Raw genomic sequence first — 14,349 nt, forward strand, 5'->3', positions numbered from 1 at the left:
GATGAAGACTGCGCCGATAATGATGCCGAATACCACCAGCCACCTCGCGGCGACCTGGATAATGTCGTAGAAATCAGCAATGCTTGCGATCCCGGAAGCCGACGGGGCCGTGGTCTCCTCTACCGCAAGTGCAGAAAGAGGGAAAATGGAGCCGAACGATAATGCCGAATAAATTATTTTTTTCATATGCATATGAGTTTACTATATATTCACTGAACTTTTCCACACTTATAGTCGACCTTTTTAATATGTTATTACATCAGGGTCTCTTTGTAGACCTTATCACATTATAAGGCAACTGCCGCAAAGCGCCTATGGATAACTCTAGCTCTTAGATGCGTCCATGGTCATATCATCCAGATTCTCATTGTACCATTTTTTTCGATAGAAAGTCAAGCAACCGATCTGCGACGGGGGAAAAGAAATACAATCAAGGAAAATATAAGATAATCTGCTAATAAAAATATAGACGAAAGGGAATAATTATTTACAATACTATTTTTGGCACCATCGTTGCTGCCGATCCAGTAATATAAATATGGAAAAGGGAAACCATGTTTGTATTGTAGAATATGGGTTTCTCTTAAATTATTTTGGCCTAATGTTAAAGGGATTTTTAAACAAAACTTATAATCCAGGCCCATACCACCCTCGCGACAATATCCGAGCGGACTAAGTAATATAACAATTACTGGGGCTGCCACTACGAGGCTCCAAAGTAAACTGGTACCCCTTTTGTGTTTAAATGCCCAAGTGGCCAAGAAGATGGGAATAAAGATAAGAGAAAACCAAAAACCTAAATTTGCGAACAAATATAACGGGTAATTACCTTCGAAAAATGGATTGTTGCATTCACCGCCATCCCAAGGAATTGGATAACCTCGCCCGTAAAAGTCACCACAGCCTATTTTTTTTAGGGAAAAAATTCCAAAAACAATTAACGGAAGGACGATCGCTAGGATATAAATTATTTTAGTTTTATAAATCATGGACAGACACGAGGGGTTAGATCGGTACTTCTTGCTGAAGCATTACTTGATCTTTGTGTTTAAATTTTTTGGTATTGGTCAGCGCCAAGCTCTAGGAAAATAAGCTACACGTAAACGTTACTGAACCGCTGCCGAAGAATGAGAGTATTGCCATTAAAATTCCTTTTGAAAGCAAAACGACGATAAACCCGATAAGACCCCACAAAAGAATCTTTTTCCCCGTCTCCGTTTTTCCCGGATCCCCCCGCGAGGTCAAAAGCATCATCCCCGCAAGAGCAAAAATGATCACCGCGATGGGAATAGCAAAGTACACAAGATAGCTGAAAACGCAGGAGAGAAGACCGAGAAAATCGGTGAAGTTCCCTGGTATGAGCGCATCGAGCGATAGCGAGCCGCTTCCCGTCCCTCCCTTGACCAATGGCGGACAACTCTCCGGCGGGCAGGGCTTTGTGGGAGGCACCTCTTCGCCCTGAACGTGGAATTCCAGGCCCGAGCCAGCGTCGTATTCATCCGTGTTATACGTTGTGCAGGGAGTACCTCCACCTGATGAAGATTGGCAAATGCAAGGGTAGCCGCTATTTCCCGTATTTTGAAAGCATCCGAGCCCCGTATCACACGAGGCATCTACAGTGCATTGCGAGCCTTCGGGTTTGGGAGCTACGCATATAGCTCCCTGGGCCGGGTCGCATACGTCGACCGGATTAGTGCATTGCAGACAGTCTGTACCAGAATCCGTCTTGCAATCGGCCGCATTTTGGTAGCATTTGGTGCTGCAAAGACCGGTACCCATATAGCCGCCGGCCACTGGATTTGAAGAAACTCCATTGGGACAAATTTGGCTATCTATGGTCCCGCACTTATTGCAGACAGTGATGGTGCAAAAATCGGTTCCTGTACTACCTGCGCTGTCTGTTACTTTGACGGTTACGGTATAATCTCTGGATTGTCCCACCCCGGGATCTTCCGTAAAAGCATATGATACCTGGCAGGTACTGTTTATGCTAAAGGGTCCCGACCATTCGCATGTCTCATTTTCCTGTGCTCTCCCGTTTATTGTTACATCAAAAGCCACCCCTGTCCCTGGATCAATCGTAAGCCTATTTCCCGTATTCGGATCCTGGGATGCAACACATTCAACGTTAAGCGATCCGGCTGTCGGACATCCGCAACCATTGCTCACTCCCGTTGCATCCATACAACACGCACTGCATGTCGAATTGTCTCCGAGACATGAACTACAACCGCTGGCACAAGACTGAATACAATTTCCTGTTTCATTACAATATGACCATTGCGCCGATACGCCTGGAGCAAGCGCAAAACCAAAGAACACGAAAAACAATCCGCTCAAAAGCACGCTGAGGAAAATCTCTTTTCGTAAAACTTTTAGATTCTTACCGATTATTCCCGTCATGTTTGTCCTGTTTGTTTTGTAATGTTTTTCCACTTTACGGGCACGCTTGAGCCGGAACCGTCCAATCGGGTGAAGCGGGACAGGCCGCCGACGTATCCACGCTCACGTGAAGGGTGTCCGGAGTATCAAGGTCGTAGCTGATGAAGTTGTATCCCGGCGTGCAAATGGTGTCGGACCAGTTGGCAAGCATGGTGCATGTCTCGGAGTTCGGTATGCGGAAATCCACCGCAACGGACTGTTCCGCGCCGCATGCGCTGCTGCCGCCATAGTGCGCGGAGTCGCAGTTATACTGACATGCAAGAGAACTTGAGCACGCGGTCGGGGAACAGATGTTATCCGAACAGGCATCGGGAGCGCAAAGACCCGATGCAATGTTCGCGTCGGAGATGTTCGCAATGGTAGGACACGGTCCGCAATCGGCGGGATTATTCAAGCAAGACTCTGTCGGAAATCCGCCGCATCCGCCGGTGTTAAAGTGCTGGTTGCATATACCGTCAACAACGGAAGGCGCCGAACCGAGATCTTGAATATCGCGTGTGGGATCGGCATATTTCACGGAAAGAAAGTCGAGGAAGTTAATCAGCGTCGTGTTGGCGTTATTGCGGCATTGGTCATACGTGGGGCCCGGCTTGCCGCCTTCAAACTCAAAGCGATTACACACGGTGGCCGCGGTCATGCAATATGGATTTCCCGCGCATTCCGGGCATACCGAGCAGGTATCTCCCAGCCAGGGTTCGCAGGAAGAACTTCCATTGCCGCATGGCGCTTGAGTCACCGCCACGCTTGCGGAACAGGTTGAGGAGCCGTTTGCATTCCCTACGGTCAGGGTATAGATGGTGTTTGTCGCAGGAGATGTTTGAGTGCTGCCGCCCGCAGGAGGCGCCACCGCCCCGACCCCTTGGTCAATGAAGGCGCTTGTGGCGTTGCCGGTCGAGGTCCAGGTGAGCGTTGAGGAAAGGCCAGAACTGATTATTTGGGGAGTTGCGGTAAGCGAACAGGAAGGCACCGCGCATGAGCCGAGGCAATCGGGAGCGGTGTATGCGCCTCCCGAGGCAAGTTGGCAGGAAGCATTTCTGCATTCATACCGATTAACGCACGAACCCTGCACACAGGTTTGACTTGCGCCGCATGCGCCGCCATCCGGAGAGGTAGTGCACACGAGCGATCCTCCGGGGGTGCAGACGAAATTCCCCGTTTGGCACGCTCCGGTGCATGTAGGATTTGACTGGCAGGCTCCTGCGCAAAGCGTTTCGGTTGAAGAACAGGCACACTGGCCGGAAGTGTTACAGGTGCCAATGCTGCAGCTTCCGCAATCCGGAACAGCCCGCGCATTTCCGCAATTATCCGTTCCCGAAGCACTCCCGCATGCGCGGCTAAATCGCGCACAGAACGCCGCATCGGTTTCAGGAATGCAGGCGGATATACACTGCCCCGACGCATTACACGTATCTGTCGCATTGGGACAATTTCCGCAGGAGACGCCGCAGGCGGGGTCGGAGCCGCAGGCGCGGCCGGAGCAGTTCGGGGTGCAGGCAGTGCCGGTGCAGTTGCCGCCGCAATTTGATACGCTGTATGGCCCATCAACCGCAAGCTGGCAAGTTGTGCCGCTACAATCATATTTATTGATACAAGTGCCGGTGCCGCTATCGCAGGTCTGATTACCCGAACAATCCCCGCTTGTCACGCACCCGGGTGCCGAAGCAGGGGGAGCTCCCGCGCCACCGCTGCACGAGAACGTGTACCATGTCGTGCCCGAGCCGCCCGCAAGATTTACCGCGAAGGTCTTAATGACCGTGTTGATGATTATCCAGGACGTGAAGATAACGATGATGCCGATAATGGTGGTGCGTAAAACGGCCTTGCCCTGGCTTCTCCTCGATTCGTTCCCCGCGGAGAGCAGGATAAGAAGACCCCCAAGCGCAATAAAGAAAATAGCTATCGGAGGAATAAGCTCAAAAACTGTAAACAAGAGAATATTCTGGACGAGTCTGAAAAGGTCGCAGAACTGGCACTCGTCGCATGGACTTCCATCCGTATCTAGCATGCCGCACTGGTCAGATCTGCCGCAGGGCACCAAGGGAAGCCATCCGCCTTTCGGATTGTTGCACGCGTCAGGATCTGAAACGGTAAGCGTGGTTTTGGTGCATTGGTACGTTACCGGCTTGCCTCCTGGCTTTGGGGCGCACGAGTCTCCGTTTGAACTTCCTAGGCAGGATGTTGTGTCGCCTACTTCGCTGCCCACCTTAGGCCTGCATGTTTTACTGTCCTGGTCACAGATAAGAGGAACACAAGATGTGTTTTCAGTTTTTCCCACACAGCTAGGACTATTAGGTTCCCCACCCACTCCTTTCCTGCAGATTCCGAGTCCCGGGTCACAATATATTGTACTTGAAAATCCTCCGGTGGGACCGCATGCAGTTCTCGTGCTATTACAAGTGAAAGATGAGTCATTTGTACTATTGCCTAAGATTTGGTTACACGGCTGACAAGTTGCCCCTGCACCAGCAACGTTCACACAGCCGGCGCTACAAAGATCTTTAGAAATATAACAAACAGGATAGGGTGTTCCGTCGGCTTTTACGCACCCGTACTCCGGCGGCTTGAGGGTTAGAAGGCCGGATTTTGCAAATCCACATCCTGCCGCCTGCGGGTCATTGGGATCAGAGCATCCTATGGAGGCCGCAAAATACATCTCCAGGTTATCGCCTTCCAAACCACCCGGGCCTCCGGCTGAATAGTCGGCTTGGGTGAATGCGGAGGTCTGATAGAAACCGACAACGCCCGAAGAGCCCCCGGTGATACTAATTCGGATATTTTTGATATAGCTGTCGCCTGTCGAATCATCCTCGAATATAGCGAAATCAACGCCCCCGGTGCAGTCGGTGTAGCCAACATTAACTCCGACTTGCTGTCCCACATACGCTTCCGCGTCAGACCACCCGGCATTGGAAAGAGCGCATACGGCCGATGCGGAATGTCCTACTGTGGCGCAAAAAAACACAAAAACGCCCGCGAACAAAAACGCGAGCGTCTTTTTTGTATTAAAACGTTTCTGAGGACGACGGAATGTTATTGGCTCTTCCATATTTTCTATAATATCCACCTCTCGCCAAAGCAGAAAACAATTTCTACTTCAAGATATTTTTTATTGTTACGTGAACTGATCTGATTTTTCGAAACTCAAGGAAGGGATCCCCCTTTAACTTTGGGAGGGCTGAAAAGTGCTCCTCCCTTGGTGGAGAAAAATCTGGGCAGCGAACAAGAACAATAAAAATACCCACCCTTTTATTGTTTTCTCATCAACACCCCCACTTGGCGCGCGGCTTTCACGATAGCGTCTTTCGCGCTGTCGGACCCCTTCACTACCGATTCTATCATATCGGCAAACAGTTCCTCAATGGCGCGGTTATCCGCCTGGTACCAGCTACGCGCGGTAAGCGATTGCACCGCGAAGACCCCGAGCTTTTCGTCTGCCTTTTGCACATCCACCAAATCCCGCCGGGCTACGGGGCGGCGCGCGTTGTCGGCATAGCGTTTGGCGTTATCCCGCTCGGTCATGAATTTCAGGAATTGCCATGATTGTTCCGGATATTTGGAAGTTGAGGACACGACAAGCGCCCAATAGTTCCCGAAGTTGATGTCCGTATCCCGGGAAGCGATCTGCGGCATTGGAGCGATGTTCCATTTCAGATACGGCGCGCGCGATTCAATGAGCGGGATGACGCGGGAATAATTCACCATCATTGCCGCTTTTCCCTGAAAAAACGCATCCAGGGAAAAATCCTGCAGAGCATTCCAGCTGTATACCTGTTTTCGGGGATTGGCAAAGTCGGTGTAAAAGGTTAGCGCCCTCTCGCCCGGAAAAAACGATTCATTTCCGATAGCAAGCGGCGCGTCGAACGTCGCGCGCGTCAGGTCATCGCTCACCATATGCGCCCCCTGCTGCATCATAAGAAGCGAAAGAATATCGAAAGACCGGTTGATGTTCTTTGCCGTCCCTAGTGCGGCGCCCGCACGCTGAATGTTCCCCTTCTCGTCTCTGCGCGTTAAAAGCTTTGTGGCAGCTAAAAATTCTTCCCAGGTTGAAGGGGGAAGCGCAATGCCTGCGGAGGCGAGGTAATCTTTGTTGTAAAAAAGCGCAAGCGTGTCGACGTGCAGGGGCACCCCATAAATTTTTTGGTTCGCCACCAAATCTTCATAGGCAATGTCCACGAATGCGTCGCGAAATGTTTTTATGTCTAGCGCCAAAGGAGAGGCGGGCTTTAATCGTTCAATATACCGCGGGAGCCAGGTATTGTTCACCATGTACACATCGGGTCCCTTGCCCGAAGCCAGGGCATTGAGCAGGACATTCTCATACTCTTCAATAGTGTACAGGTGGTAAGAGGCGTCCAGATGTTTATACCGTTCGTGGAACGCGCGGGTAAGAGGAGCTATCATGTCCGACGTGTCAAAAACCCCCCAAACCTGTAACATCGCCGGGGGCGTAGAGCCTTGGGTTGTCGGCTTTTTTGAAGAACCAAAAAAGGCAACAAGTGCCCCGATAAGCACCGTCACCAACAGGCCAATGAGCGCTATAATGAGTTTTTGTTTGCTAAAAAGCATTCTTGAGAATCACGAATGATGCGAATAACACGCGAATAACACGAATTCACGAATAGTTCCTAAAGAATACATTCGTGAATCTGTATATTCGTGTAGTATCTGTAAATTCGTGATTATCGTGTACTGCTACTTGCGAAACAATAATCCGTAATGGTACGCCGAACCCGTCTGTAGTACATCGACGAACGTAAGACCTATGCCTTCAGCAATACCTTGCATTTTTTCGGGAGTTTCCAGCCACCCCATGGATGCACCAAAAATGGCCTTTTTGGGAAGCCAGTCAATGACAACAACAGTGCCTCCGGGTTTGGTTATGCGATGGGCTTCTTTAAGGATTTCTGCTTTCTTCTGGGACTGGAAAAGAACGTTTGGCAGAAACACCATATCCAGCGCCTCGTCCGGTATCTTCGTTGACCCTTCTCTTTCCAAGTCCGCCCAAACGATTTCTATATTAAAGACACCCTCCGCGCGGGCTTTGGCGCGAAGCGCTTCAAGCGTCTCCTTCTGCACATCCAAAGCATATACCTTGCCCTCTGCACCGAGCTTCTCGGCAATGGCAAGTGAAAACATTCCCGTGCCGCTCCCGAATTCGGCAACTTTCATGCCTTCTTCAAGATGAAGGGATTCTACAATGCGGGATGGATTTAAGAAAGAAGATTCCATTGGGAGAATCGCGAATGATGCGAATATTACGCGAATAACGCGAATTCACGAATATTCGTGAATCTGTAAATTCGTGTAACATCTGTAAATTCGTGATTATCAAAGAGTTGTAATCGACGCGACCGTGTCGCTTCCGTCCATTTTCATAATACGCACGCCCTGGGTGGCTCTGCCAAGCACGCTTACCGCGCCAAGCCCCGTGCGAATGACCTGTCCTTTCTTGGAAATTGCAACAAGGTCCTGGTGCTCGGGGTCAACGATTTCCGCTCCGATGAGTTTTCCGATCTTTGAGGTCACGTTAGCCGTCTTCATGCCAGACCCTCCCCGGCCTTGCACTTTGTATTGTTTGATATCCGTCCGTTTCCCATACCCGTTCTCCGAAACCACCAATAACATGGTTTCCGCTACATTTTGATTTTTGATTTTTGATTTTTGATTTTCTATGATTCCCATTCCCACCACCTCGTCACCGGTTTTCTTAAGCCGTATGCCGCGGACCCCGCCGGCGGTTCTTCCCATTCCCCGCACGTCTTTTTCCCCAAAACGGATCGCCTGGCCCAGCGCACTCACCAATATAATATCGTCTGTTCCGCTTGAGCCTTTCACCCAGCGAAGCGAATCTGTGTCGTCGAGCTTAATGGCCGCGATTCCCGACCTTCGTACATGAGAAAAATCATCGAGAACGGTTTTCTTGATTGTACCATGTTTGGTCACCATCACCAAGAAAGCCGGGAGGTTTTTTTTGCGGATGGGAACGATGGCACTGACCGTCTCTTTCGGCGGCAGATCGAGGAAATTCACGATCGCCTGCCCTTTTGCGGTACGGGAAAATTCAGGAATTTCGTAGACCTTTGTCTGAAAAACCCTTCCGCGATTCGTGAAGAACAGCAGTCCGTCGTGGCTTGATGCGGAAAGAAAGTTCTTCACCACATCCTCCTCCTTCACTTCCATGCCGATCACTCCCTTTCCGCCCCTGCGCTGAACGCGATATGCGTCGGGTTTCAGGCGTTTGATATACCCGGATTCGGTAAGGGTGATGATGACCTCCTCTTCAACAATAAGGTCTTCCTCCTTGAATTCTTTGATGTCGTGGGCTACAACCTTTGTCCTGCGCTCGTCGCCGTATTTCTTTTTGACTTCCAAAAGCTCGTCGATCACAACGCTAAGTATGCGTGCCGAATTCTCCAGAAGCTCCTCAAGGGACTTGATAAGCGCGCGCTTTTCTTTCAGTTCGTCGGTAATTTTCTTATGTTCCAGCCCCGCAAGCGTCTGCAGGCGCATTTCCAGAATTGAGGCGGCCTGCGGATCCGAAAACCCGAATTTTTTCTTTAGGGCTTCGTGCGCCGCTTCTTTCGATTCGGATTTTTTGATGACAGATATGACCGCATCAATATGGTCTAGGGCTTTTGAAAGACCTTCCAGAATATGGGCGCGCTCGCGGGCACGCGCCAGATCGAATTTAGCCCTGCGCTCCACCACAACTTTCCGAAAATCAATGAAATGCTGTAGAACGCTTTTCAGCGACATCACCTGCGGCTGGATGCCCCCGGCCAGGGCCAACATATTCATATAAAACGTCTTTTGCAGGTCCGAATGCTTATAAAGCTGGTTCAGCACTTTTTGCGCATGCGCGTCATGTTTCAGCTCGAACACCACCCGAATACCGTCCTTGTCAGACTCATCGCGGATATCCCGGATGCCTTCTATTTTTTTCTCTTTCACCAGATCCGCAATATGCACCAGCATCTCCGATTTATTCACCTGATATGGGATCTGGGTCACTACAATACGATAATTCCCCTTTTTAGCCTCTTCTATTTCCGCAACCGCGCGCATAAGAATAGGCCCTCTCCCCTGCGCATATGTTTCCTGGATGCCTTTTCTGTTGTAAATGATGGCGCCGGTAGGAAAATCGGGACCCTGGATGAACTGCAGAAGATCCTCAACGGTAGATTTTGGATGGCGCGCAAGATGCACGCAAGCGTCCACCACCTCCGAAAGATTGTGCGGCGGAATGCTTGTCGCCATGCCGACCGCGATGCCGACCGTGCCGTTAAGCAAGAGCTGGGGAATGCGTGCCGGAAGCACCTGCGGTTCTTTTTTCGACCCATCGTAGTTGTCGAGGAACGTAACGGTATCTTTTTCAATGTCCGCCAGCTCTTCCTCGGCGATCGAAGCAAGGCGGCATTCGGTGTAGCGCATCGCCGCGGGATTATCGCCGTCAATGCTGCCGAAGTTTCCCTGCCCGTCGATGAGCGGATAACGCAATGAAAAACTCTGCGCCATGCGCGCAAGCGTGTCATATACCGCCACGTCTCCGTGGGGATGGTATTTGCCAAGGACCTCGCCGACGACCTGCGCGGACTTGCGGTATTTAGCCGCGTGCCTTAGACCTATGTCATGCATGGCATACAGGATCCGGCGATGCACGGGCTTTAAGCCGTCTCGAACGTCCGGCAAGGCGCGGGAAACAATCACCGACATCGCATAGTCAATGTAAGACTCCTGCATTTCGTCGATAATTTCCCTCTTTTTGATTTTTCCGATATCGGCCATTTGTGTTTTAGAAGATTCTTTAAAACGGTTTGCCGCTATTTATGGTTCTATACTTGTTGCGCTCGGCGGAACCGATGGAATGTTTTGCGATTGAACTCGCAATGAATCTTTTAAGAGACCTAGAGATTCTGCGCCTTGGGATTTAAAATTCTCATACGCATTTTTTACTTCTCCCTTTAGCGGGTTTTGTGGCGCGGCATTCTTCGCGAGCGAAGCAAGATGGCCTCGTATGCTGTAGGCGCCGAACAAAAAAACAGCGCAAACCGAAAGCCCTACACATAAGCGAAAAGAGGTATTGCGAGACATGACGTGCAATGACAATCACGAATTTACTGATATCACACGAATTTACAGATTCACGAATGCTTGACAGAACCCTATTCGTGAATTCGCGTTATTCGCGTACTATTCGCATTATTCGTGATTCTTTATTCTCCCGTCGCCAATTCCAAAACAACCACCTCGGTGCCTTCCGGAGGAAGATCTTTCTTTTTCACCATATACTTGGGAAGCGCCTCTTTTTTTGCAGCACCCATTTCCCGCAAAAATTTATCAACACCATCAAGCTTAATTTTGAGGCGCGGCAGTGCATAGTGCATGGGAATAACCACGTGCGGCTCGATATTCCGCACCAATTTTTCCGCATCTTCCGCATCAAGCGTGTAGGTTCCACCTATAGGAACGAGCATGATGTCAACATCGCCGAGCTCTTCTATTTGTTCGCTGGAAAGATTCTTCGCTCCGAGGTCCCCAAGATGCAAAATTCTCAAGTCATCGGCTTCAATAAGAAAGGCCGCCGTGAACCCAAGACGCTTCCCCCCCACGTCATCATGGGAGACGGGAAACCCATAAAAGTGCACGCCCCTCACTTCATACTCCCCGGGTCCCGAAATAGTGAATTCGGCATTTTTATATTCACCCGAAGTGTGGTCGGCATGCTTATGGGTAAAAACCACAACATCCGCCTTGCTTCTGGGCGGTTCAAGACCCGTTGCGGCGCGGTCAAACGGATCCACAACGATGGTGGCATTTTTTGTCTGTATTTTGAAGCAGGATTGCCCGTACCACGATAAATGCATAATATTGCAAATTCTAAACAATATCGGTGTAAGCATCCTATCAAACAAACCCTAGAATTTCAACGTAAAAATGGGGACAAATTTACGGGGCTTCTTAAAATGAAAAAGGGTGCTTTTATGCACCCACGTTGTCCTGAACCGCTACGGTTATTGCTGGCATCCGTGGTGTGTCCGGCTTTGTATCGCGAAATGTTATCCCACCAAACCTTAGAGCGTGCGCTATGGCTTTATACGTCCGCCCAAGATACAATGCGTGCTCTCTTCTTGTTTTCGTAGGACCGTGCTGCTGAAGATATTCGATCTCCCGAATCGTCCACCTCTGATAATGATTGCGCGCCACAGAGCGCGTCAATTTTTGATTCTTCTCCAGCGCAACTTGCTTTTTCTTGGCTTCCTTCGCTGGATTACGCTTTCTCCATTCAGAACTGGATATTTTTCTTGAGGCCATTCCCTTCTCTGAACTGTTCCACGCCTTCATTTGGGCTTTCGCTTTCTCTGGATTCCGCAACATGTAGAGATACGCACCTACGGTATTGTAGGAAAAGCCGGTCCGCTCAACAATTTCCTTCCGACCAAGCCCCTGCTGTTCAAGAAGTTCTTTTACGATTGCCATTTTTGTCAAAAAGCACCTCCGTTTTCAACAAGATAGCATTTCTGTTGAAAAATGTCAAATTAGGAGCTTGCATAAAATCGGCGCATACGGTACACTCTTTTGGCGGGAGAAATCCCAGAAGTCAGACGGTCACGAATTTACAGATATCACACGAATATACAGATTCGCGAATGTATCCCCTGGATTATTCGTGAATTCGCGTTATTCGCGTAATATTCGCATTATTCGTGATTGGTATGTTATGCAAAAAGTTACCAAATCGGCAGTTATGGAGAAATTGCTGGAAGATGCCTCTTCCCCCTCTCCGCAATTGCTTAAGGAAGGCAAGACCATTGAAGGGAGGGTTGTTGTTATTTCCCGTAACGTGTTGTACGTGGATTTCGGCGGCTTCAAAACCGGCGTGGTCTCGGGCAAAGAATACCGTGATGCGGTCTCAACCATAAAAGGCCTCAAGCCGGGAGACAACGTGCAGGCAACGGTAGTGGAGATCGAAAACGACGAGGGCTACGTGGAGCTCTCCATGCGCGAAGCATCCCGCGAGCGTGCGTGGGACATCTTGCGCCGCAAGATGGACGAGGGAGAAGTTATACGTCTGCACGTCAAGGAAGTTAACCGCGGAGGGCTTATTGCGGAATGCGAGGGCATCGCGGGCTTCATGCCGGTGTCCCAGCTATCTTTCGCGCACTATCCCCGGGTTGAAGGGGGCGACAAGCAAAAAATATTCCAGGAACTTCAAAAATTCATAGGACAGGAAATGGCGGTGCGTATTATTGGCGTGGAACAGAACGAGAACAAACTTATTTTTTCCGAGAAGGCTGCCGAGAACAAGGAACTGAAGGACACTCTTGCAAAGTACGCGATCGGCAATGCCGTTGAGGGCACCGTAAGCGGCGTGGTTAATTTCGGCGCATTCGTGAAATTCAGCGATAACCTGGAAGGATTGGTGCACATCTCGGAGCTTGACTGGCAGCTCATTGAAGATCCGCATGATATCGTGAACGTCGGAGATCCGGTTCGGGCGGAAATCATAGGCATTGATAATGACCGCGTATCGTTATCCATGAAGCGCCTGAAGCCGAACCCCTGGGATAGCGTTTCGGAACGTTTCAAGATCGGCGACGTGATAAAAGCAAAAGTCACAAAGATCAATCCCTTCGGCGCTTTCGCAAAACTTGATAAAGACATTCACGGATTGGCGCATGTCTCGGAATTCGGGTCTGAAGAAAAAATGAAGCAATCTTTGGAACTTGGCAAAGAATATGAATTCACTATTCTCTCTCTCGATCCCAGAGACTACAAAATGGCTCTAGGATTCGGGAAAAAGAAAATAAAAGAAGAAGAAAGGCCGGAAGAAAAGAAAGACTAACCGGTTGCGCTCTCTTCACTTTAACGCTCCGGGCCAGACAACTCCTAAGCGTTTCGCAACGAGAAATTTCAAACTCGTCACAAAAACACCGCAGCAGATGCGGTGTTTTGGTTCCTCGAACAAGTGAAATTTCTCGGCTCGACGCTTGGAGTTGTATCTGGCCCTGCACTAACCCGCTCAGAGAGCGCAACCAGTCAGTCGAAAGAATTTTTTCTTCTTTGGAGAAAAAGTATGTAAAAAGTTTGCGCGCCCGGAAGGTTTTCCCTCCGGGCGCGTGTTGTTCGTTGTTGGCGTACTGGCTTACGCGGCAGGTGCGGCATGTGGCATGGTAACCCAATTGCCGCTGTTGAACTTCAGAGCGGCTGTTGCCGGCTCTTGGGTGGTGGAGAAGACCTGCACGCTGTGCGTGCAGCGCATCCCACCCTCCACATGCTCGTAGGAGACGTTCTGGGTCGCCCGAACCTTGCCCGTTGAGACGAACATCTGTTCAATCAAACCTTCCGCCTCATGAAGCACAGCGGGCTTCCGGTAGAACCCCGGCTCGCCGAAGCGAACTTCGAAGATCTTCCGGGGACCCTTCTTGGTTTGCCATGTCGAGATCCGGGTCTGGTAGATGTAGTACCCGGCCGCCTTCAGTTCCGCCAGAACGCCGGAGAGCGAGATGCCGTCCCCGTCAACCACGGTGGTCGACTGCTGGAGAAGCGGACTCTCCCGCCGCTCCTGATTCCGGTCCTGAAAGTCCTTTTTCGTGCGATACTCTCCTGCGACAACGTGCTTGGAGAGGCTTGCGGCATCCTCGTCCGTGACCGTGAACTGCACGAGTAGGCGATGCGGGCGATGCGCAAGTTTTACGTTCTTGCCGTTATGCTCCCGGCAGAATTCGCTCTCGGAGAGAGCGTCTTTGGGGCACCGGTGGTGAAGCCGGAAACGCGTCATGCCTCCCCGGAAGCTCTCACCGACAACTAGATCTGCTAAATCCTTTTCCTCAATGCCGCCGATGAGACATTCCAACACCTTTTCGACATCCGCCAAACACTTTCGATTCAACATGCTTGCCTCCCGTT

The 14,349-nt window shown here is 50.3% G+C and carries 11 protein-coding genes; 1 reads left to right on the forward strand and 10 read right to left on the reverse strand.

Features of this window, described 5'->3' with window-relative positions:
• The 9 genes from Q7S09_01555 to Q7S09_01595 form a co-directional block, all read right to left on the reverse strand.
• Nucleotides 1-186 (reverse strand): hypothetical protein (locus Q7S09_01555; GenBank protein ID MDO8557860.1); only part of this gene is annotated, 186 nt, incomplete at its 3' end.
• 206 nt (nucleotides 187-392) lie between these two features.
• Nucleotides 393-989, reverse strand: coding sequence for a hypothetical protein (locus tag Q7S09_01560; GenBank protein MDO8557861.1), 597 nt, complete (start codon nucleotides 987-989; stop codon nucleotides 393-395).
• Nucleotides 990-1,080: 91 nt separating this feature from the next.
• Nucleotides 1,081-1,941, reverse strand: coding sequence for a pilin (locus Q7S09_01565; GenBank protein MDO8557862.1), 861 nt, complete (start codon nucleotides 1,939-1,941; stop codon nucleotides 1,081-1,083).
• A gap of 496 nt (nucleotides 1,942-2,437) precedes the next feature.
• Nucleotides 2,438-5,488, reverse strand: coding sequence for a hypothetical protein (locus Q7S09_01570; protein MDO8557863.1), 3,051 nt, complete (start codon nucleotides 5,486-5,488; stop codon nucleotides 2,438-2,440).
• A gap of 200 nt (nucleotides 5,489-5,688) precedes the next feature.
• Complete coding sequence (locus Q7S09_01575) at nucleotides 5,689-7,008, reverse strand: extracellular solute-binding protein (protein MDO8557864.1); 1,320 nt, start codon at nucleotides 7,006-7,008, stop codon at nucleotides 5,689-5,691.
• A 126-nt stretch (nucleotides 7,009-7,134) separates the two neighbouring features.
• Nucleotides 7,135-7,671 carry a class I SAM-dependent methyltransferase gene (locus Q7S09_01580; GenBank protein ID MDO8557865.1) on the reverse strand — a complete coding sequence of 179 codons (537 nt, stop codon included), beginning with the start codon at nucleotides 7,669-7,671 and terminating at the stop codon, nucleotides 7,135-7,137.
• A 99-nt stretch (nucleotides 7,672-7,770) separates the two neighbouring features.
• The gene (gene gyrA / locus Q7S09_01585) at nucleotides 7,771-10,227 is read right to left on the reverse strand and encodes a DNA gyrase subunit A (protein ID MDO8557866.1); all 2,457 of its coding nucleotides are present in this window, start codon (nucleotides 10,225-10,227) and stop codon (nucleotides 7,771-7,773) included.
• Nucleotides 10,228-10,655: 428 nt separating this feature from the next.
• Nucleotides 10,656-11,306: an MBL fold metallo-hydrolase gene (locus tag Q7S09_01590; GenBank protein ID MDO8557867.1), complete on the reverse strand. Its 651-nt coding sequence runs from the start codon at nucleotides 11,304-11,306 to the stop codon at nucleotides 10,656-10,658.
• Between the two features lie 115 nt (nucleotides 11,307-11,421).
• Nucleotides 11,422-11,919, reverse strand: a complete 498-nt coding sequence (locus tag Q7S09_01595) for a hypothetical protein (protein MDO8557868.1) — start codon at nucleotides 11,917-11,919, stop codon at nucleotides 11,422-11,424.
• A 241-nt stretch (nucleotides 11,920-12,160) separates the two neighbouring features.
• On the opposite strand from Q7S09_01595, the gene Q7S09_01600 reads away from it, so the two are divergent.
• Complete coding sequence (locus tag Q7S09_01600) at nucleotides 12,161-13,285, forward strand: S1 RNA-binding domain-containing protein (protein MDO8557869.1); 1,125 nt, start codon at nucleotides 12,161-12,163, stop codon at nucleotides 13,283-13,285.
• Between the two features lie 300 nt (nucleotides 13,286-13,585).
• Here Q7S09_01600 and Q7S09_01605 read toward each other — a convergent pair whose 3' ends face one another.
• Nucleotides 13,586-14,335 carry a hypothetical protein gene (locus Q7S09_01605; GenBank protein MDO8557870.1) on the reverse strand — a complete coding sequence of 250 codons (750 nt, stop codon included), beginning with the start codon at nucleotides 14,333-14,335 and terminating at the stop codon, nucleotides 13,586-13,588.
• Nucleotides 14,336-14,349: the final 14 nt, after the last annotated feature.

It is taken from the genome of bacterium, assembly GCA_030649025.1.
Taxonomy (GTDB): domain Bacteria; phylum Patescibacteriota; class Minisyncoccia; order JAUYLV01; family JAUYLV01; genus JAUSGO01.